This window comes from Thermococcus sp. (assembly GCF_027063845.1).
Classification (GTDB): Archaea; Methanobacteriota_B; Thermococci; order Thermococcales; family Thermococcaceae; genus Thermococcus.
The window spans coordinates 1-20,476 of sequence record NZ_JAMOQU010000092.1 but is presented as its reverse complement, the minus strand read 5'-3'; the positions used below and the strand labels follow the sequence as shown (position 1 = coordinate 20,476).

The window sequence follows — 20,476 nt, the reverse complement described above, 5'->3', positions numbered from 1 at the left end:
GCTGTCAACTACCGCCAGCTCTTTCCTCGATGTACTCATAGTACTCTGCCTCCCAATCATGCTCGCTCTTCTTCAACATGCCCGCGTATTTCCTCAGGATTGGACCGGCGCTCTTCACTATGACCTCGACCTCTGTTCCCTCGGGTAGTTTGACGCTTTCTAAAGGCCTGAAGACCCCATTTTTATAAACTGCTTTGATGCCCACACCCATCACCTCAGGAACGTGTCGTACCTCGTGTAGGGCGTTATCTCACCGGCGTAGTTGGTGAGCATCATCTTTCTCACTTCATCGAGGTCGTTGGCGTGACCGAGGACCCACATGAGCTTGACGTAGGCTGTCTCTGGCAACATGTCCTCACAGGGTATGGCTCCAGCCTTCAGGAGCTTCCTGCCGTTGGAGTAGACGTTGAGGTTGACCCTGCCGTAGAGGCACTGGCTCGTGACGCAGACGGCGACGCCTTCCTGGACGGCCCTCTCAACGTGCGGGATGAAGTCCTGCGGGACGTGGCCAAGGCCGGTCCCCTCTATGACAACGCCCTTGTAGCCCCTGTCCACAAGGAAGTCAAGTATCTCACCACTGATTCCGGGGTAGATTTTCAGGATTGCAACTTTCTCCTCCATCTTCGTGTCGGCTATGACTTCTCCCTCGCTCTTTCTCCTGTAGTCGTTCCTGAGGAACTCTATCTCGCCTTTGGGCCATATCTTTGCTATCGGGACGTCGTTGATGCTCCTGAAGGCGTCTCTCCTGCTGGTGTGCATCTTCCTGACCTTCGTGCCCCTGTGGGCCAGGCAGTAGGTGTCGCTCGTCTCGCCATGCATCACCACCATGACCTCGGCAACGTCGCTCGTAGCCATCTTGACCGCGCAGGTGAGGTTCATGGCCGCGTCGCTACTCGGCCTGTCGGAGCTCCTCTGCGCACCAACGAGGACAACTGGCTTCGTGAGGTTCCTCAGCATGAAGCTCAGAGCCGAAGCTGTGTAAGCCATCGTGTCCGTCCCGTGCGCTATGACAACGCCGTCTTCTCCACTGTTAAGGGCGTTTGCAACTTCCTCCGCTATCTTCACCCAGTAGGCAGGCTTCATGTCCTCACTGAGAATGTTCATTATGAGCTCGGGCGTAACGTTGGCCATCTCGAATATCTCTGGGACGGCCTTCGCGAGCTCCTCGGCAGTAAAAGCAGGGTGAACCGCTCCGGTCTTGTAGTCAATCCTGCTCGCTATCGTTCCTCCGGTTCCGAGAATCCTGACGTTCGGGAGGCCCTCCTTCCGCGGAAGGACCTCCTTGAACTCCATCTTCGGCTTCTCCACGGCCTTCTCAAGGATTTCAACGCTCTCGATTGCGTCGATGAGAACACCGATGTTGTAGCCGTTGTCGAGCTTTATCGTCAGGGTCTCACCGGGCGAAAGCTCGTAGGGTGGCATCACGAGGCCCTCAAAGGTAATTCTCTCATTCCCTTCCCTCTTGACGACCCTAACGAGGTCGCCCACCTCAAGGTTATGCCTTTTCATGAACTCCTCAACCTTCCTCATAAGCATCGCCTCGCTCACTTCAACCGATGAGAATAGGGGCTCGGCTTATAAGGGCTTTTGCCTCACCGCTCGGCAATCCTGAACCTCGGCTCCTCAATCCACTCGCTCTTACAGCGCGGACAGCGGGAGGGAATGTTGATTTCGGGCCTGAAAACGAAACCGCACTTCCTGCACTCGGCTGGTTTGACGAGCAGAACCTTTCCCTCTCGCCTTAGGATTTTCTGAATAGCCTTGAGGTCCTCTAAGATTAGCTTTTTGCTTCCCTTGCCCCTGATTCCGAGGACCTGGGCTAACTCGCTCACGGAATAGTCCCGCTCCTCCAAAAGGCTTATTATCCGCTCCCTCCGAGTGGCCATCGGGAGAAACTTTGGCTGGGGAATAAAAAGCTTTAGGGTGATACGATGATAGTCGAGAAGGCCGAGGAGGTTCTTAAGAGGCACCAGCTCTGCAACCACTGCCTCGGCAGGCTCTTCGCCAGGCTCGGTAAGGGGACGAACGAGAAACGAGGGGAGGCAATAAGGTTCGTCCTCAACATGGAGCGCTCCGCGAGGGGGTTGGAGCCGATAGCTGAGCCCGAGAAGTGTGAGCTCTGCCACAACATCTTTGAGAGGATTCCCGACCTCGTGGAGGCCATGAAGGAAGCGAGCAGGAGTATCGAGTTCGAGACGTTTCTCGTCGGTTCCCGCTTCCTGGAGGAAATCAGGGAGAAAGAGAGAGCCATCTGGGAGGAGTTTAATATTGACACCGCCGAGCCGATAAACAGAGAATTTAACCGCGAGCTCGGCAAGGCATTCGGGAGGGCAACGGGAAAGGAAACCTCGAAGAACCCAGACCTTGTTTTCATAGTTGAGCCGTTCTCTGGTGAGATAGAGCTTCAAATCAACCCGGTTTACGTTTACGGGCGTTATAGAAAGCTCGTGCGTGGGATTCCCCAGACGCCCCTGCCCGAGTTCGAGGACAGCGTTGCCTCGATAATCTGCCGGGCGTTTTCGAAGGCCTTCGAAGGCAAGTGCGTCTTCAAAGGCGCGGGAAGGGAGGACGTTGATGTCAGAATGCTGGGCAACGGAAGGCCCTTCATTGTCGAAATTAAGAGTCCGAAGATGAGAAAGGTCGACCTTGAGAAGATAGCGGAAGAGATAAACTCGAGCGGAAAGGTGGAGGTTCTCGACCTGCGCTTCGTCTCGGCGAAGGAGGCTGAGGAGGTTCTCACGAAGAACCACAGAAAGGAATACCTCGCGCTCGTTCTCGTCGAGGAGGGCGTAACGCCGGAGGAAGCCGAGGAAGTTGCGAGAAAGCTTAGGAGACTTGAGATACACCAGAGAACGCCCTGGCGCGTCAGGAAGGCGAGGGCCGACAAGGTGAGGGTGAGGAAGGTGCACGAGGCAGAGGCAAGGTGGGTTGACGAGAAGCACTTCGAGCTTCGCCTCGTCACCGACGGCGGGCTCTACATCAAGGAACTTGTTTCCGGCGATAAAGGAAGAACTAAGCCGAGCGTCAGCGATTTGCTCGGGAAGAGAGCCTGGTGCGAGAGGCTCGACGTTCTGAACATCTTAGACGAGTAGAAACGTTTACCTCGGAAATCTTTTTATATTTCCTCCAAAAAGTTGGATTTGGTGGCGAATATGTCATGGAAGTTTCTCCCAGGGGTGTTTGTTGCATTGCTTACTATTGGCCTCGTCAGCGGTTCTATGGTTATAATTGCTCCTCCGAAGGGCATGGCAACGTATCCAGAGGTGATAGCAGGTGTAGGGAGCGATGGGGCAGGAGGATTCGTCGTCGTTGTTCCGTTCAACTTGACCACCAATGGAACGCCAGTAGTTCCAGGAGCCTGGATTGGGGACTTTTATCCTAACGGCTCGCTTAAGTGGAGTGAGAACGTAAAAGGTGCCTCGTTGCACCCCTCACCGAGAATTCTCAGGGCAACCGCCAACGGCTCAATTCTTCTCATAGGGCAGAGCGACTGGGGAAACCACACAGATATCTGGGTGATTAAACTCGATGGGGACGGAAAGCTCCTGTGGTCCAAGGATTACCTGCTCAACGTGAACCCGGGCTGGATAATGACCGTTGACGACGTTGTCCAGGCAGGAAACCAGATACTCATCGCGACCCACGTTGACAGCTTCAGGGAGAACGAACAGGTCACGGTTCCGGTTGTCCTGGCACTCGATGAAAACGGGAAAATCCTCTGGGCCAGAGAGTACAGGATACCTCACGGCCCCAGAGAACTTTACAGCACGGCGATTGGAAAGGTTAGGGACGGATACTACCTGATACTGCACGATGAGAGGAACTGGCACTACATGCGACTCGATAAAGAGGGCAATCCCATCGGGATGTGGGAGGTCACGAGTTCGCTCAAGGGGTTTTTCATAAAATCGGCGCTCTCTCTGGGGAATACAGTCTACTTTCTTGGAGGCTCCTCAAACGGGACGGTTCTTGGGGCAATCGTCGGGAACTCCACCATCTGGGCCAAGCGGTACACCCTGATTCCCGAGAAAACCTGCACTGAGAAGAGGGAAAACGTTACCGTCCTGAGCACGAAAACCTCCACAACTGAACCGGCACCAATTCTAACGGCATCAAACGGCCACCTCATTTTCCAGCTCCCCATTGTGGAGGCCTTTAGACTGACATGCAACGGTCTTAACTCTACTTATGCGATAATCAAAACCAACACGATGGGAACCGTCGTGGACAGCTTTGTCGCGGTCACAGAAGGGAAAGACGTGAAAGAGATTGTACCCCTCGGAGACTTTGGAGAACCGGAGGGGGTGAGTGCAAACGGGAATTCCTTCATAGCCCTCTGGAGAGAAACAACCGCCTCGGGGGCGATGTTGCACTTCAGGGGCTTTGCAATAGTCTCGAACTTTGGGATTAAGCCCAGTGGACCTGAAATTAAAGGGTACAATTTCAACATCGAGGTGCATCCTGTACAGGTCCTGCTAACCCCAGGGCCAGATGTTAAGTCGAACGAACTCGGCATCAGGGTAGTGGACGAACCGGTAACCTTTGAGAAGACAAAAGAACTTCCTGCCAGAATAATCACAATAGAGGACTCGCCCAAAGAGAGCATTTGCGGGCCAGGAATCATCCTTCTACTTTCTCTCCTCGCTACACTGCGGAGGCGCGGATGACTTTCCTTTTTCCGCCTTTCGAGTGAAAGATTTATAAAGGGGCCCTTGTAGGTTTTAGTGATTCCCAGGGGGTTAGTCCTAAGTCTAAACGAAGCGAAAAGCATTCCCCCTTGAAAAATCCCGTGTCGTAAATTAGAATTTGCCCGTTGGGGCCCGTAAAAGTTGAGAGGTGGTGAAAATGGTTCAGAAGGCGCACAGCTTTAGGAGGAAGACCAGGGGTAAGCTCAGTAAGAAGCCGAGAAAGAGGGGCCTTCCCCCGCTCACCAGGTTCCTTCAGGAGTTTGAGGTCGGGCAGAGGGTTCACATCGTCATAGAGCCGAGCTACCACAAGGGCATGCCCGACCCGAGGTTCCACGGAAGAACTGGAACCGTCGTCGGCAAGCGCGGCGATGCTTACATCGTCCAGATAAGGGACGGGGGCAAGGTTAAGACCTTCTTCATACACCCGGTTCACCTCAGGCCACAGAAGGGATGAGCATGATAGGCCGTAAAAAGCTCGGGGAGCGCTACCTCACGATAGCCGAGACCAAGGAGCTCCTCGAGCGCAGAAAGGAGGAGGGCATGGAGGAGAACCCCGAGGAGCCGATGTTCTACGAGGCAAGGGTTAGTCTTGAGCACGCCGAGAAGTTCGCCAAGCTCAGCCCTGAGAAAGCGAAGGAGCTCAAGGAAAAGCTTATGGAGCTCTTTGACTGGATTGACGACAGAATAGCCTCGAAGATAGTGGACATCCTCCCCGAGGACTACCTCGACATCAGGGTCATCTTCGCGAAGGAGGACTACATGCCCTCGCCTGAGGAGGCCGAGGAGATAGTCAAGCTCGTTGACGAGTACCGGCCCCTCGACTGATTTTCTCCTTTTCTTAGCGTGAGGAAAGTATAAAAACTCCGGGCCAAAATAAGTTCTGGGGGAGAGAGAATGGACAGGTACAGGAGACATTCTTACCGTGAAAGCCTCGAGAAGAAGAGGCGAAACCTTGAATATGAGGAGTACGCCTACGTGCTCGACTACCTTCCAGAGGGTTATTACGTTGACCTGACTACTGGACGGCGAACGGGCAAGCCCGTTGCCCAGGTGCTCGGTGAGAAGGCATTCACGCTCCTCGAGGTAACGCCCAAAGAGGACCTCATGCTCTACGAGAGGGTTTTCATCGGCAAGGGGCACCGCGATAAAATCCTCCTCATCAACAAGAAGATAACCTACAACGACCTGACCGACACCGCGAAGGCCGAGCTTCCGTACGTCGTAGAGGAGATTGTTAAGAACAACGAGGAGCGCTTTGTCCAGTTCTTCAACGTCGCCCCGCCGATAACCAACAGGCTCCACAGCCTCGAGCTCCTGCCAGGCATAGGAAAGAAGCATATGTGGGAAATCATCGAAGAGAGGCAGAGGGAGCCATTTAAGAGCTTTGAGGACCTGAGAAAGCGCGTTAAGGGTCTTCCCGATCCGGTCAAGATGATAGCAAAGAGAATCGTTGATGAGCTCCAGGACAAGGACCGCTACAAGCTCTTCGTCGGCCACAGGAGGATTTTCAGGGGATGAGGGACGAGCTCTTCTCCCTTATTTACAAGTACAACCTCAGGCCCAACCGCGACCTCGGTCAGAACTTTCTAATAGTGCCCGACATCATCGAGAGGAACGTGGAGAGGGCCGAGCTGAGTGAACGTGATGTCATTCTCGAAATTGGGCCGGGTCTGGGCGTTCTCACAAAGGAGCTCGCCGAGAGGGCGGGAAAGGTCTACGCCATCGAGAGGGACAGGCGGATAATAGAGATTCTCAGGAAGGAGTACGCATGGCCGAACGTTGAGCTCATCGAGGGGGACGCAGTTAAAGTTGAGTGGCCGGAATTCAACAAGATGGTCTCCAATCTGCCGTATCAGATTTCCTCGCCGGTGACCTTCAAGCTCCTAAAGCACGACTTCGAGCGGGCGGTTTTGATTTACCAGCTTGAGTTCGCCGAGAGGATGGTGGCGAAACCAGGAGACAAGAACTACTCGCGCCTTTCGCTGATGGTTCAGGCGAAGGCCAACGTCGAGCTCGTCGAGAGGATTGGAAAGGGTGCCTTCTGGCCGAGACCGAAGGTTGATTCGGCCGTCGTCGTAATCAAGCCAAAACCGAGAGACGAGCGTATAAAGCTCGACGAAAACCTCGTCAAGGCCCTTTTCCAGCACAGAAGGAGCACGGTCGCTTCGGCCCTCAAGAAGTCGGCCCACATGCTCGGAGTTGACAAGAGAAAGCTCAAAGAAGTGAGAAACCTGCTGAACTCCGTCCCCCACTCGGACAAGAGGGTCTTTCAGCTCGGCCCGGCTGAAGTCAAGGAGATTGAAGAGCGTCTGAAGGAGGAGGGGATTATAGGGGCTCCTCACCCGTGAGCTCGCGGTAGAGCTCCCTCAACAGTTCTCGGTTCGTGTTTTCAAGCGCCCTTGCCCGGGAAAGGGCCTCCTTAGCGTCCTCAGAGAGGAGTCCCTCAAGCCTCGTCAGGATTCTGTCAGAGAGGTCTTCAAACTGAATCAGGTATTCTATTATTTCACCGACGTTGCCGGAATAGACCAGCCTCCAGAGCCGGTCCTTTAAAATTTTAGGGCCGGGTGTATCAACCTTGGGCGGTTCCAGGGACTCTCCCGGAAAAAGCTCGCGGAAGAGATTAACGTAGCCTTCTGCCCGTTTAAGGGAGTTCTCATAAAGGTGCTTGAAAAGTCTCGGCACCCTCTGGTCCCACGTCACCTCGCCGCTCATCTCGTAAAGCTCGTAGTAGAGCTCGGCCCTCTTGAGCTCCTGCGTGATGATATGCGAGAGAATTTCCTTTGGACCGAGCCTCGAAAGCTCTTTCAGCACCTCATCAACCCAGCCGGGAACGGCTCCCCCTTCCATGATTACCCCCATCACTGTTGGCCGATTGGTTTTTAAAACCCATCGCGTACGGCGGGACATGCGGATAGTGCTGATAGACGGCTACACCGATGAGCCGGCGGGTCTTGGCGTCCCGCCCTACCTTGGAATCTACCCCAGATACGCCTACGGTGCGATAAAGAAGGCCCGAAAGGACGCCCAGGTATTCTACCTGACGATTGACGACCTGCGCGCGACCTTCCTCGGTGAGAGAGGGATAGAGACTAGGAACAAGACCCCCAACTTTCCAAAGACCAGGGAGATTCTGGAGAAGGCCGATTTGGTAGTTTACATTGGTGGTCTCCACACACCCGGAAAATACCTCTCCGCCGTTCCGGGAAGCGTTGAAGAGGTGGCACGGTTCCTGAGGGACGTGAAGGCGACCAAAATCCTTGGCGGGCCAGCGTTCATGGGTTCGGCCTCGATGGGTGGCGTCAAAATCACGAGCCGGGAGCTCCAGCTGGCCGAGAGCGTTTTTGATTACGTCGTCTACGGAGACCTTGAGGCCTTTCTCTTCGATTACCTGACTAACCCAAAGGACGCTGACCCCTTCAGGTTCAGGAATTATAACGAATTGCGCGATTATGCAATTATCGGCGCTGAGGTGGTTAAGCAGTTTCCCGATTATCCCGACTTCGTCATCGTGGAGATTGAAACCCAGCGGGGCTGTCCAAAGGCGATGGGCATAGGGGGCTGTTCCTTCTGCACCGAGCCAGTTCGCTATAAAACCGTCGAGGACAGGCCTGTTGAGGACGTTGTCGCCGAGGTAAAGGCCCTCTACGACCTCGGAGTGAGACACTTCAGGGTTGGGAGACAGAGCTGTATATTCTCCTATATGGCGAGGCCGAACGGACGCGTTCCGGTTCCTAACCCCGATGTCATTGAAAAGCTCTTCGCCGGAATTCGTTCGGTCGCCCCGGACGTTAAAACGCTCCACGTGGACAACGCCAACCCAGCTGTTATAGCCAACTACCCGGAGGAGAGTGTGAGGATTGCGAAGGCGCTCATAAAGTACGGGACGCCGGGCAACGTCGTTGCCTTCGGCCTTGAGAGCGCCGACCCGAAGGTTGCCAGACTGAACAATCTGAACGCGACCGCCGAGGAAACCTACGAGGCCGTGAAGATTCTCAACAAGGTCGGCGCGAGGAGAGGCTACAACGGGATGCCCTGGCTCCTGCCGGGGATAAACATAATCTTCGGCCTGCCGGGCGAGACAAAGAAGAGCTACGAGATAACCTTCCAGTTCCTCAAAAGGCTCCTCGACGACGGGCTGATGGTAAGGAGGATAAACATAAGGCAGGTCGTAGTCTTCCCTGGAACGCCCCTGTGGCATATGCGGAACAAGGTCAGGACTGAAAGGCACAAGCGGCTGATTCAGCACTACCGGCACAAGATAAGGCACGAGATTGACCTGCCGATGCTCAAGAGGGTCGTCCCCGTTGGAACTGTGCTGAGGGACGTTCGGACTGAGGTTTTTGACAATGGCCTGACCTACGGAAGGCAGATAGGAAGCTACCCACTCATCGTGGGGATTCCCAAGGAAGTCCCCCTCAACCGCTTCTACGACGTTCTCATAGTTGACCACGGCTTCAGGAGCATAACGGGAGTTCCCCTTCCGATAAACGTGAACCGCGAGAGTCCGAAGGTTCTGCAACTCATCCCCGGAATCGGAAAGAAGACAGCAACCAGAATCCTCTCAAAGAGACCCTTCAGGGACGAGAATGAGTTCTTCAGGGTTGTTGGGGAGGATAAAAGGGAAATCCTGGAGGGAAAAATCAGCCTGTAGCCGAGACTATCTCTGGGTTTTTGCCCTCGGGCCACTGAAACCCTATGATGTTCTCAATGAGAACTATCTCCGCGCGAAGGGTTTCGTCCGTTGTCCCCTCGATAACGAGAAGACCCTTGCGGGGGATGTAAACGCAATTGCACTTCGCGCCTTCAGCTGGCCCGATGAGAAGGACCGTTAGCACTTTTTCGTTTCCGAGGGCTCCCCTGCCTATCTCGAACTTTGTCCAGAAGCTTAGATAGGCAACATCGTGTCTCCGCTGGGTCTGTTCATAGGCGTATTCCTTTGCACTGGCATTGTCATAGCCCTTGGACTTCGCGAGCAGATAGTAGTTCATTGAAAATATACTCGACACTAGTGCGGAAATCTCAGTAACAGCGGCTGTCCTGAACTGGCAACTTCCAGGGTAAAGATTGGGATTAGTCTTGCACTCTTGAACATCAGGGCTTCCTAAGACTATCACAAATCTATCGTAGAGACCCCTCAGCGTAAGGTTTAGGTCAACTTCTGGACTGCCCGTTATGTAACTTTTGAGGGTTATGTTAAAGGCCTTCGAACCGGGAGGAAGAGACTTCTGAACCTGACTGTACTGAGCTGGATTCATGATGTAGAACTGACCACCGGAGTACAAAACCACGTAGTGAGATTCGCCCTTGGGATTTCCAGGGTTAATAACATTGGAGAACTTTGAGTAGCTATAGAGAACGTAGGAGACTGGCGCCAGAACAACGAGCAGTACAATGATTAGAGCAACTGTCTTTTTGTTCATTCAAAAGACCTCCCCAAGAATAAGAAGCGAAGATAAAAGAGGGGAAGGAGTTCACTCCTTCGCGAGCTCGGCGATGTGCTCCATGAGCTTCTTAGCGGCAACCCTAGTCTCGTTCCTGGTGGCACCAGCAACGATGACGACGTCGTAGCCACCAAGGGCGTCCTGGAGGTACTCAACGTCGCCAGCGCTGCTGTACCAGTCGACCTCGCTGACGTTGTTCTCGACGAGGTACTTGGTGACGCTGTTGGCAACAGGACCGCCGACGAGGATGAGGTTGCTTCCTGGGTCGTTGACGTTAATCTCGTAGTCCATGTAGACAATCGGCTCGGTGACGGGCTTGAGCTCGATGGTGGTAGCGGTAGCGTAGATGCCCTCGATGGTGTAGTCGCTGTCCGGAATCTTGTCGCCAACCTTGAGCTCCTTCTCGACGACCTTGCCCTCCTTCTCCTTGAGGCAGATGTAGGCGTAAGCAACGATGTATGACTTGTCCTTCGGGGCCTCAACGAATTCGTCGGTGGCTGGGTTGTAGTACTTTTCGTAGGCCTTCTCTTCGTACTTGTACTTGAGGTCGTAGACACCGAAGACGTCAATCGGGTTGCCTTCCTTCTTAACGGCGTTGACGAGGGTTATGTTGGTAATGTACCACTTGCCGTCCTTGAGGGCAGTGCTGACGGTAGCATTCCATCCGTCGGCGGGATGGAAGACCGGACCGAGGGTCTGGATGCCATACTCGGCGTAGATGCTGGCGATGATGTGGTTGTCGATACCGACGAAGGTGTCCTCAAGCTTGAGCACAAGGTCAGCCTTGTTGCCAGCGGCGGCAAGGCTGTCGTAGGCCTCAACCTGGCCGTCCTCCTCGACGAAGTACTTCGGAGCGTCCTTGTCGAGGATGACCTGACCGGTCTGGGCGCCGGTGGCGGCGTCCTTAACTATGACAAGGGCCCTGGTCTCCTGGAGGTTGATGTCGAGGACGGTAACAACCCAGTTGGTTCCCGGAATGGTCTTGCTCTGGCCAACCTCGTACCACATCGGGTTGTCCTCGGGTATCATACCGGCGGTGAAGGTGCCGTTGCCGACCTCAAGGACGTTGTACTCCTTACCGAAGACCGTGAAGCTCATACCACCGCTAACGCCCGGGAAGACTTCCTCAACAATGGTTCCGCCGTTGGCAGCAACCTCCTCAGCGTCGCCGATGTAATAGTTGGTAACGTTCTTGCTCTCCGTCTTGGTACCCCACTCCGGCTTACCGAGGACAACGGTCTTCGTGGTGGTAACGCTGTAATTGTAGAGGACGTAGTCAACGAAAATGCTGAGCTTGCCCGGCTCGACGACAAGGTCAGCCTTCTTCGGAGGAGCAACCTTGGTCCAGTTGCTCGGGTCAATGCTCTTGAGGGCGGGGTTCTCTATGGTAACGTGCCAGTCAATACTGTACTTGCCAGCCTTGTCCTTGCCCTCGAGGGTCACCGGGACGTTAAATGCGCCCTGCCACTCGGTGTAGTTGGCAGTAAAGGCAGCACCGTTGTACCAGTAGTCACCAGGAAGCTCCTTGTAAGAGGTGGCCCACTCAGTTATGTTGCTAACTCCGTGGTCCTCGGTTATGGTAGTGAAGTTGTAAGCGTAGATGGTCCACATAGCCTCGGTCTCGGGTGGGTACTCAGCCTTAATCTTGACGTAAGCATCCTGGGCCTCAACCTGCTTGGTGGTGTAAAGCAGGCTTCCAAGGGCAACAGCTATGTCAGCAGCGCTCGCAACGTCCATAGCAGCAGCGTTGCTTCCAACCACGATTTTAACGTTCGGGGTACCGTCAGACTTAACGAAGAAGCTCTTCGGTATCTTCTGAACATCGGTAGTGGCGCTGGCAAAGCCGATGGTGGCGCCAATCATTGCGGCACCAACGGCGAGTGCCGCGATTTTCTTCACCTTCATTTCACAACACCTCCTTAAGTTGTTGGGCTACAGCCCCATCTAAGTGTTGTCACTGTCATTTGGTGCCCAAAGGGTATATATACTTTTCGCTTTCAGACCCTTTCACTGGCCCAAAAAAGCTCGCCGATTGCCGTAAATGATAAAAGAAAGCTTAACTAAATGCCTATGGCAAATTCGCCTTTTGCCGATAATATCATTGGTTCGACATAAGGGCCTTTTTAACTGGTCTGCTCGTGAGCTCGTTAACGAAGCCTCCAAGGTCAGTCAAAGTGTTCTGGAGTTCCCCCGCGGTAACGTCTATGATTTCTGGCTCAAGGATCGAGATGGCAACAGGAGCATACTTGCCAACCAGCTGGAACAGCGTCTCAAAGTTCGACAAGAGCTCAACCGCAAGGAGTCCCTTGAACTCTCCGTCTTCCTCTGAGCCCTCCAGTGCCATGAGGTTTATCAAACATCCCTCCAGCGACAGGGCCTTTTTCATAGTTTCCTCGACGGAGGCTTTATCCTTGCCTGAGACCTCAATGACCAGGCGGTACCTGATGTACCTGTCGTCGAGAATTAGGGATTCAATTTCTTCCCTCGAATACCCAATCCTCGGTTCTGGAATCTCGCTCAGGTCCGGATAGGCCGCGAGACTGCCAAATTTGTTCATCAGCTTCCCCATTACGAGGGACACATCCCCGAGAATCTTCATAAGGCTCTTTGAGTCCAGTTCGATTTTACCGGGAGCGAGAACTTCAACGATGGCAGGACCGTACTTTAGGACGGCATTGACGACTCCCTCAAAGGTTCCCCGAACTTTCGCCTCTATTACTGAGGAGTACTTGAGTACCCCTTCCCCTTCCATTATATCCTCGGGGTTAATTTCGAGAACTTCGACCAGGGTCTCCCCCTTTAGCTCTCTTACAATATTCTCTACAGCGCTTTCTAAAGCTTTCTTGTCGTTGGAAAGGCCTTCGATGTAAAAAATCGCCTCAATCTTGCCCATTTTCACCACCACATCCCCGGATAGCGCCTTTTCTTGTAGGTGCCAACTATCGGGATTTTCTCACCGCAGTACTTACACCTTCCATCCTCGGTGACCTTGTACTCGGTAATCTCAAAGCCGTAGCGGACTATTAAAGGCTTTCCGCAACGGGGGCAGTAAGTGTGCTCCCCAGGATGACCCGGCACGTTGCCGATATAGACGAACTTCAGGCCCTCTTCTTTAGCTACGCGATAGGCCATCTCTATCGTTTCGAGCGGTGTCGGCGGAAGGTGCTTAAGCTTGTAGTGCGGGAAGAAGCGCGAGAAGTGCACCGGCGTGTCGTCGCCGAGGTTTTCAACCACCCAGCGGGCGAATGCCCGTATCTCCTCTTCCCTATCGTTGAGCGTCGGGATTATGAGGTAGGTCAGCTCGACGTGGATTCCGAAGTCCTTCTTGGCTATAACTGCCGTCCTCCTGCTCGGCTCACCGCTTGGAACCCCGGCTATCTTCATGTAGAACTCGTCGCTGAAGGCTTTGATGTCGATGTTCATCGCGTCGATGTAGGGTGCGAGCTCCCTGAAGGACTCCTCGTTGATGTAGCCGTTGGTGATGAGGAGGTTGTAGATTCCTTCCTTCTTCGCGAGCTTCGCCGTGTCGAGGACGAACTCGTACCAGATTACGGGCTCGTTGTAGGTGTAGGCTATGCTCTCACAGCCGTAGCGCTTCGCTATGGCAACGACCATCTCGGGCGTCATATCGTGGAGGTAGGGGAAGCTTTCATCCGCCTGACTTATCTCCCAGTTCTGGCAGTGCTTGCAGTGCATGTTGCATCCAACGGTGCTTATCGAGAGCGCGCACGAGCCGGGCCAGAAGTGGAAGAGCGGTTTCTTCTCCACGGGATCTGCGGCTATGGAGGAGACCTTACCGTAGTTGAGCGTGTAGAGCTTACCCCCAATGTTCTTTCTGATTCTGCAGGAACCCCTCTTTCCCTCGCTGATGATGCAGTTGAGAGGACAGAGCTTACACCTAACTTTGCCCCCCTCGAGGGGCTCCCAGTAAAGGGCCTCCCTCATAACTCTCACCCAATTAGAGTCCGTTCACTCACGTTTAAGCTTTTGGTATTCCTCGTAGAACTCCCGAAGCGTTAAAAATCTCGCGCCGTTATCGAGATGGAACTCAATCAGCTTCCTGAGCTTTTCCAGGGCACTTTCTCCAGTCCCAAACCAGCAATCGGGTCTAAGGGTCCTGGGCATTCTAACGAACTCCCAGGGGTGAAAGATGTAAACGATTGGACTTTCAAACTTCCGGTGAAACCTCTTCTGTATCCTCCAGGGAAGGCGCGTAACTATAGAGGTAGTCGTGGCGGGAACTTCAAGAACGCCGTTGATTTCGGTAACTCCTTCTCCCCAGCCCTTGTGCCTGGCCTTCGTCGAATCGACTTTAAAGCCGAGCTCGGCAAGAATGCGGTAGTACCCATCTGGAAACTGAAAGTTGGGGGCGCGGAAGGAGACAGGGTCGGAGAAGCGGGAAAGAATTTCCCTCGCCTCTTCAAGTCTGCGCTTTGCCTCCTCAAAGGAAAGCCGGTCAAATCGCTCGTGTTCAAGGCCGTGACAGCCGAGCTCGTGCTTCTTCCCAGCGCACTCAGCCAGCTCCGGGAATTCCTCCGCGATTCTGCCGGTGAAGAGGAACGTTCCTTTGATTTTAAACTCCTCGAGGAGGTCCATAACCCTCGGCAAGCCTTCCTCCATGCCCCTTCGGGTTTCCGCAAACGGAGGGCAATCCCCCTCAACATCGAATGTTAGAATAACGATTTTATCCATCCCCTACCACCTCGTCGAGAACCTCACGGTAGAGAGCCTCAATTTTCCTGACCACTACATTCCAGTCGTAGACTTTCTCGACCCGCCTCTTCCCAAGCCTGCTAAGGCGCCTCTCAACGCTCTGGTTGTTGAGAACCAGGTTTATGGCATTGGCGAGCTCCTTCGCGTTTCCGGGCGGAACGAGCAACCCACAGCCGTCGATTATCTCGGGGATTCCACCTACCTTCGTTCCGATGACAGGTGTCCCGCTGGCCATTGCCTCGAGAAGGACTATGCCAAAGGCCTCGCTCAGGCTTGGGAGGACAAAGACGTCGCTTGCCCGGTAGTAGAGGGGAAGCCTCGAGTACTCGACCACCCCGAGAAACTTTACTTTCTTGGATACGCCGAGGAGCTTTGCCCTCTCCCTGAGAAGGGGAAGCATGCTTCCCTGGCCTGCTATCAGGAGGGTTCCATCCACGTGTTTCATCGCATTGATGAGCGTGCTGACCCCCTTTCTCGGCTCCAGCCTGCCCACGTAGAGGATGACCCCCTCGCCGAGACCCAGCTTCTCCTTGGCTTCCTCCTTTGAAAGGGGAATGTCAAAGAAATCCACGTTGACACCGTTCTGGATTACTTCGATAGGGACGCGGGTAAAGCGCCTCATGAATTCCTTTGAGGCCCTGCTGACGGCGATTATCCTGTGTGGGTTGTGAAGGTAGTATCGGTAGTATGGAAAGGCCATCCTGGCGAGGGCCTTTATCAGGGGTGAGTTCTCGTAGTTGATGCTGTGCGTTGTCAGGAGAGTGGCCTTGCCAGCCTTCCTACCGGCGGAGACGGCCTTGAGGGCGAGGGGAGTGAAAGCGTGCTGACCGTGAACGACATCGTAGTTCCGCACGTATGGAATGAGACGAGAGGCGTTTCTGGAGAAGACCGTCATATTGATTCCAATGCTCCCAAAGGTGTAACCTGGAACCTTGATTAGACCTATCCCCTCCCTTTCCAGCTCGGTTTCCTTTCCGGTCTCACGGTCGTTCGTGATTATATCAACTTCGTGACCGAGCTTCCTCAGGTAAAGCGCGAGGTCGTGCATATGAACCGCGACGCCACCGAGTTTTGGATAGTACCAGTCGCTCACTAGCGCGATTTTAAGGCTCTCCATACTTCCCTTCCCCCGGACGTGAAGAGCACCAGCAACCCCGATATGCTACCAAGAACATAGGAGATAAACCTTTCGAGCAGCACGGTTGAAACGGCCGTCGCTGGAGGGAAGCCCAGGTATGTGAGCGTCCCGACCAAGCCACCCTCAACGACTCCAATCCCACCCGGAGTGAAGGCGGCGATACCGAGTATCAGGTTGATAACCGAGGCGAGGACTAAAACTGGGAGGGAGACGTTCAAACCTATTGCCAGCGTGATTAGCTTGAGCCTGAGAACGTCGAGAACCCAGACTAAGGAGCTGATACCTATCCCAACCAGGTTGACGTCACCACGTTTCCTAAGGGTTACTATTCTCTCCCGCTCTTCCTCCGAGAGGTTCACCCTGAAGAGGCGAAGGGTGAGCTCTATGAACTTCTCCCACTTGAGCCATACGAGGACGAGTCCCACCACGAGGGGAGCCAAGGCGAAGGCTTCAGAAGTCGTGAAGTACAGGAAACCCAGAGCTACCATTACCATGACGGGTATCGACTCGAGTATTCTCTCGTAGACCACACTAACGGCTGAGATTCTCATTGGAACCCCCTGAAGCTTGGAAATCCACGCCATCCTGAGAAGTTCACCCCCACCCCTGCTCATCGGCGTTATGTTGTTCACGAAGAGACCCGCAAGGTTGGCCTTGAAGAGCTCAGCGAGGGGAACGTCAACGCCCGTCCCCTTGAGAACGTACTTCCAGCGGAGGGCGAAGAGGAGAACACTCACGTAATACGTTGCTATGGCTGGAAGAAAGTAGTGCAAACTCGCGCATCTAACCTCCTGAATGCCGGTCAGTACCTCCATTTTAATACTACCCAACATACGGAAGTCCTTCACCTCAGCGATTATAAATCTTCTGGTGGCTCAGGTGCTCCCATCCAAGCCTGGGGAGGGGTTCCTTCCGGTCGCCAACAACAAAGTAGATGCCCGTTCCTTTAACAACCCTCCCAACAACCGAAAACTCAAAATCAATGCCCTCCACGATGTCCGGTGGAACCGTGAAGACAAGCTCGAACTCCTCCCCGCTCGCGAGGGCGACCTTTACCGGGTCAAGGCCTAAAAGCTCCGCCACTTCATCAACGCCCTCCCCGAGAGGAAGTCTCTCCGGATAAACCTCGATTCCAACACCGCTCATCTCCGCGAGGATGTAAAGCTCCTTCGCAAGGCCGTCGCTTATATCTATCGCCGAGCTGGCGACCTTCGAGAGCGCAATCCCTTCCCCAACCCTCGCCTTTGGCTTGAGAAACTTCTCATAGAGGGCCTTCCTGACGGCGTCGCTCACCTCGAGCCCGTTCTTCCAGACAAGGTAGCCAGCCAAGGCCCTCCCCAGGTCGCCGGTGACGCAGACCAATTCCCCTGGCTTTGCCCCCGAGCGCGTGAGCAATCTCTCGGCAAGCCCCAGCGCTATACCGTCTATGATGAGGTCGTCGGCCTCGTTGGTGTCCGCACTCAGGACGGGAAGGCCGTAGAAGTCGAGGGCCTCACCGATTCCCCTCGCAATCCCCTCAAGGTAGTCCGAATCCAAATCCCCTGGGATGCCGAGGGAGAAGAGGAAGCCGAGCGGTTCCGCCCCCATCGAAGCTATATCGCTCACGTTCATCGTTACGGCCTTGAAGCCGACCTGCTCGGGAGTCATTATATCGGGCACGTCCGTTTTCCTGACGAGCATGTCGTTGGTCGCGACGAGCCACTTCTCGCCGAGCCTTAAAGCTCCAGCATCATCGCCGAGGGGTAAATCACCCTGTCGTTTGAGGTGCCTGAGGAAGAGGTCTATGATTTCGGATTCCCTCACCTTTTCACCCCCAGGAGCCACCGCCACAGGGGTATCAGTTCAACGTCTCCGATTTTCTCCTCCTCGTCCCACGTTATGAGCACCTTTCCGCGAACGGGTAGCACCTTTGAAGCTTCCTCAAGGGCTTTGATTTCCCGTTCGAGAGTCCCCTCGGTGGAACGTGTTACCTGAATCAGCCTGTAATAATCTCCTTCCTGGATTACAAAATCGACTTCAAACTTGTGGGTCTTGAGGTAGTACGGCCTGATTCCCTGCCTAAAAAGCTCAACTAAAACGGCGGACTCCATCAGCCTTCCGAACTCAACCTTATCCTTAAACACCCTCGCCAAGCCAGAATCAACGAGGTAAACCTTAGGAGGGGCCTTCTCGCTCTCCCTCGGCGGCGCAAGCCTTCTGACCCTCAGAACGAGGTACGCGTCCTCAAGATGTTCAAGGTAAGCGGACAGCGTGTTCCTGTTGGTCTCGACTCCCATGCCTTTCATATATCTAACCGTCTTGCTCACCGAGAACTCCCTGCCAAAGGACGAGCCGATAAGCTTCAGGAGGAGCTTAAGCGCCCTCGTGTTCTTTACCCCGAAGCGCTCAACAACGTCGCGGTAGAGTATCAAATCGACGTAGCCTTCGAGGGTTCTTCTTTTCAAAAGCTCTGAGTCTTCGAGAACGACCTCGGGGAAGCCACCCCATAGGAGGTACTCCTCGAGGAGGGCCTTAACTCTTGCCTTCTTTGGAAGGGATTCTCCAGGTGTGAAGGACTTGGCCCGGAGAAACTCCCTGAAGGAAAAGGGGTAGAGTTCAAACGAAATTCCCCTTCCCCTCAACTGGGTCGCGATTTCCCTGCTGAGGAGCTTAGATGATGAGCCGGAAACGAAAACCGTGTGGCCGAGAGAGATTGCCCTTTTGACGAAGAGCTCCCAGTTTTCAACCTCCTGAATCTCGTCCAGAAAGAGAACGCCTTTTTTCTCACCGTAGATTTCGTGAAAGACTTCAAGGAACTCGTTGAGAGTCTTGAGCGTTGGGGGATAAATTCTATCGTCGTCAAGAGGCAGGTAGAGGGCGGGAACCTTTCCAAGGAGACCTTTGAACCGCTGGAGCATGTAAAAGCTCTTACCCGCTCTTCTCGGGCCGGTTATTGCCATTGCCCTCGGAACCCTCGGCAGAGGGATATCAAGCTCCCTTTCAACACCTCCAACGTCGAGTTCAAGGTAGTCCTCGACGACCTCCCTAACGCTTTCCATCACTCACACCTTGCTAATTTCAATTGGCAAAGTTTTAAAGATTTTGCCAATCACGTTTGGCAACTTTTCACGAATCCTGCCAATCTCACCGGGCAACCTTGAGGAAGTCCGTTATGCTCCTCTGCCTCGGCCTCTCGGTTTCATCAGGAACTTCCACCTCAACGCTCTCAAGCTCCTCAACCCTCGCCCTCCTTATCTCCTCAGGGAGCTTTATCTCCCCGTACTTCCCGCCACCACCCGGGATAACGATGAGCTTCCCGTTGCGGTAGGCCCATATAGCCTTTGCCACTTCCTCGTGGACTCTGGCAAGCTCCCCGACGGGAACGTCAACGAGAACCATAATCTCGCTCCCGAAGTCCCTCAAAAAGCGTTCCCATATCAGCCTAACGGCCTTGGTTTCAACCCCCTTGCCGATGACCATTGAGATAATCTCGGCGAGGGGAGCGAGGCGCAGGTAGGGAGGCCTGTCCTTTGGCCTCTCGTTAGTGTCAGCCAATTCCAGGATTCTGTCGCGAACGCCCTTCTTTATCCGACCGCCGCACTTTGGACACCTCCATTTGAAGGCTTTTGCCTCGCCGAGGGAGTAGTGGGCGTAACAGCGGGAGCAGGCCGTTAGATGATACTTGCCGAGCCTCGGGTCCAAACCAGCGTTCAGGACGATTCTCCTCCCACCGCGCCTTAGAATCGCCTTTCGAATTTCTTCAAAGGTAACCTCCTCAACCTCAAAGCGGTTGAACTCCCGCCCGAGGCGGTGGGGCATCGGCGAGTGGGCGTCGCTGTTGCTGAGGTAGGTAAGCCTGTGGTGGGCCTTTATCATATCGGCCATCTCGCTGTCGGCGGAGAGGCCCAGCTCGAGGAAGTGTATTTTAGCTCCTCCATATGCCTCCTCCAGACTGTCGTACTCCTTGTATAGGCTCGTCCAGGGGGTGAAGGCGTGAGCGGGGCCGATTAAGACACCGAGCTCGTTCGCTATGTCGGCTATTTCAGCCGCGGAGAGGCTCAGGTGCGGCCTTCCCTCGGTCTCGATGTCTGTTGAGTACCTCCTGAGGATTTCCCTCATCTCGCGGACGGTATCGATGCTTGGAAAGATTAGGACGTGGTGAACCCTCCTGCTGTCCTCGACCTCAGTTGTGAGGAGGAAGCGGACTTCATTGAGCTCGTAGGTTCCTTCGTCAACTTTTTTCGCGTATTTGAGAAGCTCTGCCTCCCAGTGGGGGTTGAGTATGTCGCCCGTCCCGACCAGGCCGAGACCTTTGAAGCGCGCGTTTTCTGCAAGATTGGGTATCGTCATTGCCTTCGAAACAGCCTTCGAGTAACGCGAGTGGATGTGTAGGTCAGCGTCAACGAGCATGAAACCACCTCAGTCTATGTACATCCCCTCCAGTCCGCGGTAGTATGCGGTGTATATGTCCTTTTTGGTCACGACGCCGATGAGCCTTCTGTCGTTCGGTCCCCTGA

The 20,476-nt window shown here is 54.3% G+C and carries 21 protein-coding genes; 7 read left to right on the top strand and 14 right to left on the bottom strand.

Translation table 11 applies throughout. From position 1 onward, the window contains the following. Nucleotides 1-4: 4 nt before the first annotated feature. From MVO87_RS07095 to MVO87_RS07085, 3 genes are all read right to left on the bottom strand, one after another. Nucleotides 5-211, bottom strand: coding sequence for an antitoxin family protein (locus MVO87_RS07095; RefSeq protein WP_297512484.1), 207 nt, complete (start codon nucleotides 209-211; stop codon nucleotides 5-7). Continuing rightward, on the bottom strand, nucleotides 211-1,530 hold the full coding sequence (gatD, locus tag MVO87_RS07090) for a Glu-tRNA(Gln) amidotransferase subunit GatD (protein WP_297552704.1): 1,320 nt from the start codon (nucleotides 1,528-1,530) through the stop codon (nucleotides 211-213). Before gatD ends, MVO87_RS07095 begins: the two co-directional genes overlap by 1 nt. Before the next feature lie 62 nt (nucleotides 1,531-1,592). Continuing rightward, a complete protein-coding gene (locus MVO87_RS07085; protein WP_297513880.1) occupies nucleotides 1,593-1,886 on the bottom strand; it encodes a transcriptional regulator in 294 nt (97 codons plus the stop codon). Between the two features lie 45 nt (nucleotides 1,887-1,931). Here MVO87_RS07085 and MVO87_RS07080 point away from each other — a divergent pair, with 45 nt between their 5' ends. The 6 genes from MVO87_RS07080 (at nucleotide 1,932) to rsmA (ending at nucleotide 7,036) form a co-directional block, all read left to right on the top strand. Continuing rightward, the gene (locus MVO87_RS07080; RefSeq protein ID WP_297513881.1) at nucleotides 1,932-3,092 is read left to right on the top strand and encodes a tRNA pseudouridine(54/55) synthase Pus10; all 1,161 of its coding nucleotides are present in this window, start codon (nucleotides 1,932-1,934) and stop codon (nucleotides 3,090-3,092) included. A gap of 60 nt (nucleotides 3,093-3,152) precedes the next feature. Beyond that, nucleotides 3,153-4,667, top strand: coding sequence for a CGP-CTERM sorting domain-containing protein (locus MVO87_RS07075; RefSeq protein ID WP_297513904.1), 1,515 nt, complete (start codon nucleotides 3,153-3,155; stop codon nucleotides 4,665-4,667). 178 nt (nucleotides 4,668-4,845) lie between these two features. Next, nucleotides 4,846-5,142 carry a 50S ribosomal protein L21e gene (locus tag MVO87_RS07070; RefSeq protein WP_042689191.1) on the top strand — a complete coding sequence of 99 codons (297 nt, stop codon included), beginning with the start codon at nucleotides 4,846-4,848 and terminating at the stop codon, nucleotides 5,140-5,142. A 2-nt stretch (nucleotides 5,143-5,144) separates the two neighbouring features. Next, on the top strand, nucleotides 5,145-5,513 hold the full coding sequence (locus MVO87_RS07065) for an RNA polymerase Rpb4 family protein (RefSeq protein WP_297513907.1): 369 nt from the start codon (nucleotides 5,145-5,147) through the stop codon (nucleotides 5,511-5,513). 69 nt (nucleotides 5,514-5,582) lie between these two features. Next, nucleotides 5,583-6,206 carry a DUF655 domain-containing protein gene (locus MVO87_RS07060; protein WP_297513886.1) on the top strand — a complete coding sequence of 208 codons (624 nt, stop codon included), beginning with the start codon at nucleotides 5,583-5,585 and terminating at the stop codon, nucleotides 6,204-6,206. Further along, complete coding sequence (gene rsmA / locus MVO87_RS07055; RefSeq protein WP_297552699.1) at nucleotides 6,203-7,036, top strand: 16S rRNA (adenine(1518)-N(6)/adenine(1519)-N(6))-dimethyltransferase RsmA; 834 nt, start codon at nucleotides 6,203-6,205, stop codon at nucleotides 7,034-7,036. Before MVO87_RS07060 ends, rsmA begins: the two co-directional genes overlap by 4 nt. Here rsmA and MVO87_RS07050 read toward each other — a convergent pair. Continuing rightward, the gene (locus MVO87_RS07050; RefSeq protein ID WP_297513892.1) at nucleotides 7,014-7,547 is read right to left on the bottom strand and encodes a rubrerythrin; all 534 of its coding nucleotides are present in this window, start codon (nucleotides 7,545-7,547) and stop codon (nucleotides 7,014-7,016) included. The two genes, rsmA and MVO87_RS07050, sit on opposite strands and share 23 nt — an antisense overlap. 46 nt (nucleotides 7,548-7,593) lie before the next feature. Between MVO87_RS07050 and MVO87_RS07045 the strand changes: the two genes are divergently transcribed. Next, nucleotides 7,594-9,339 carry a radical SAM protein gene (locus tag MVO87_RS07045; RefSeq protein WP_297513895.1) on the top strand — a complete coding sequence of 582 codons (1,746 nt, stop codon included), beginning with the start codon at nucleotides 7,594-7,596 and terminating at the stop codon, nucleotides 9,337-9,339. On the opposite strand, the gene MVO87_RS07040 is transcribed toward MVO87_RS07045, so the two are convergent. The 10 genes from MVO87_RS07040 to MVO87_RS06995 form a co-directional block, all read right to left on the bottom strand. Next, nucleotides 9,329-10,108, bottom strand: coding sequence for a hypothetical protein (locus MVO87_RS07040; protein WP_297513898.1), 780 nt, complete (start codon nucleotides 10,106-10,108; stop codon nucleotides 9,329-9,331). The genes MVO87_RS07045 and MVO87_RS07040 overlap by 11 nt on opposite strands. Before the next feature lie 51 nt (nucleotides 10,109-10,159). After that, entirely contained in the window at nucleotides 10,160-12,034 is a 1,875-nt protein-coding gene (locus tag MVO87_RS07035; RefSeq protein ID WP_297552697.1) for an S-layer protein, read from the bottom strand. A gap of 193 nt (nucleotides 12,035-12,227) precedes the next feature. Then, nucleotides 12,228-13,022 carry a hypothetical protein gene (locus MVO87_RS07030; RefSeq protein WP_297513672.1) on the bottom strand — a complete coding sequence of 265 codons (795 nt, stop codon included), beginning with the start codon at nucleotides 13,020-13,022 and terminating at the stop codon, nucleotides 12,228-12,230. Nucleotides 13,023-13,024: 2 nt separating this feature from the next. Then, nucleotides 13,025-14,074, bottom strand: a complete 1,050-nt coding sequence (amrS, locus tag MVO87_RS07025; RefSeq protein ID WP_297552702.1) for an AmmeMemoRadiSam system radical SAM enzyme — start codon at nucleotides 14,072-14,074, stop codon at nucleotides 13,025-13,027. 24 nt (nucleotides 14,075-14,098) lie between these two features. Further along, a complete protein-coding gene (locus MVO87_RS07020) occupies nucleotides 14,099-14,821 on the bottom strand; it encodes a polysaccharide deacetylase family protein (RefSeq protein WP_297513674.1) in 723 nt (240 codons plus the stop codon). Next, on the bottom strand, nucleotides 14,814-15,959 hold the full coding sequence (locus tag MVO87_RS07015) for a glycosyltransferase family 4 protein (protein ID WP_297513677.1): 1,146 nt from the start codon (nucleotides 15,957-15,959) through the stop codon (nucleotides 14,814-14,816). Before MVO87_RS07015 ends, MVO87_RS07020 begins: the two co-directional genes overlap by 8 nt. Beyond that, nucleotides 15,935-16,813, bottom strand: coding sequence for a lysylphosphatidylglycerol synthase transmembrane domain-containing protein (locus tag MVO87_RS07010; RefSeq protein WP_297513680.1), 879 nt, complete (start codon nucleotides 16,811-16,813; stop codon nucleotides 15,935-15,937). The genes MVO87_RS07015 and MVO87_RS07010 overlap by 25 nt, the downstream gene beginning before the upstream one ends. Nucleotides 16,814-16,829: 16 nt before the next feature. After that, nucleotides 16,830-17,783, bottom strand: a complete 954-nt coding sequence (locus MVO87_RS07005) for a thiamine-phosphate kinase (protein ID WP_297513681.1) — start codon at nucleotides 17,781-17,783, stop codon at nucleotides 16,830-16,832. Further along, nucleotides 17,780-19,018, bottom strand: coding sequence for an ATP-binding protein (locus MVO87_RS07000; protein WP_297513685.1), 1,239 nt, complete (start codon nucleotides 19,016-19,018; stop codon nucleotides 17,780-17,782). The genes MVO87_RS07005 and MVO87_RS07000 overlap by 4 nt, the downstream gene beginning before the upstream one ends. 85 nt (nucleotides 19,019-19,103) lie before the next feature. Then, nucleotides 19,104-20,369 (bottom strand): TIGR00375 family protein, encoded by a 1,266-nt coding sequence (locus MVO87_RS06995; RefSeq protein ID WP_297552695.1) that lies wholly within the window; start codon nucleotides 20,367-20,369, stop codon nucleotides 19,104-19,106. Nucleotides 20,370-20,476 lie beyond the last annotated feature (107 nt).

Coding starts and splice junctions, on each gene's coding strand:
- MVO87_RS07010 (WP_297513680.1), bottom strand. CDS start 16,813: ATGTTGGGTAGTATTAAAATGGAGGTACTGACCGGCATTCAGGAGGTT.
- MVO87_RS07085 (WP_297513880.1), bottom strand. CDS start 1,886: ATGGCCACTCGGAGGGAGCGGATAATAAGCCTTTTGGAGGAGCGGGAC.
- MVO87_RS07080 (WP_297513881.1), top strand. CDS start 1,932: ATGATAGTCGAGAAGGCCGAGGAGGTTCTTAAGAGGCACCAGCTCTGC.
- MVO87_RS07050 (WP_297513892.1), bottom strand. CDS start 7,547: ATGGGGGTAATCATGGAAGGGGGAGCCGTTCCCGGCTGGGTTGATGAG.
- rsmA (WP_297552699.1), top strand. CDS start 6,203: ATGAGGGACGAGCTCTTCTCCCTTATTTACAAGTACAACCTCAGGCCC.
- MVO87_RS07030 (WP_297513672.1), bottom strand. CDS start 13,022: ATGGGCAAGATTGAGGCGATTTTTTACATCGAAGGCCTTTCCAACGAC.
- MVO87_RS07070 (WP_042689191.1), top strand. CDS start 4,846: ATGGTTCAGAAGGCGCACAGCTTTAGGAGGAAGACCAGGGGTAAGCTC.
- MVO87_RS06995 (WP_297552695.1), bottom strand. CDS start 20,369: ATGCTCGTTGACGCTGACCTACACATCCACTCGCGTTACTCGAAGGCT.
- MVO87_RS07075 (WP_297513904.1), top strand. CDS start 3,153: ATGTCATGGAAGTTTCTCCCAGGGGTGTTTGTTGCATTGCTTACTATT.
- MVO87_RS07095 (WP_297512484.1), bottom strand. CDS start 211: ATGGGTGTGGGCATCAAAGCAGTTTATAAAAATGGGGTCTTCAGGCCT.
- MVO87_RS07065 (WP_297513907.1), top strand. CDS start 5,145: ATGATAGGCCGTAAAAAGCTCGGGGAGCGCTACCTCACGATAGCCGAG.
- amrS (WP_297552702.1), bottom strand. CDS start 14,074: ATGAGGGAGGCCCTTTACTGGGAGCCCCTCGAGGGGGGCAAAGTTAGG.
- MVO87_RS07045 (WP_297513895.1), top strand. CDS start 7,594: ATGCGGATAGTGCTGATAGACGGCTACACCGATGAGCCGGCGGGTCTT.
- gatD (WP_297552704.1), bottom strand. CDS start 1,530: ATGAGGAAGGTTGAGGAGTTCATGAAAAGGCATAACCTTGAGGTGGGC.
- MVO87_RS07060 (WP_297513886.1), top strand. CDS start 5,583: ATGGACAGGTACAGGAGACATTCTTACCGTGAAAGCCTCGAGAAGAAG.
- MVO87_RS07015 (WP_297513677.1), bottom strand. CDS start 15,959: ATGGAGAGCCTTAAAATCGCGCTAGTGAGCGACTGGTACTATCCAAAA.
- MVO87_RS07000 (WP_297513685.1), bottom strand. CDS start 19,018: ATGGAAAGCGTTAGGGAGGTCGTCGAGGACTACCTTGAACTCGACGTT.
- MVO87_RS07040 (WP_297513898.1), bottom strand. CDS start 10,108: ATGAACAAAAAGACAGTTGCTCTAATCATTGTACTGCTCGTTGTTCTG.
- MVO87_RS07035 (WP_297552697.1), bottom strand. CDS start 12,034: ATGAAGGTGAAGAAAATCGCGGCACTCGCCGTTGGTGCCGCAATGATT.
- MVO87_RS07020 (WP_297513674.1), bottom strand. CDS start 14,821: ATGGATAAAATCGTTATTCTAACATTCGATGTTGAGGGGGATTGCCCT.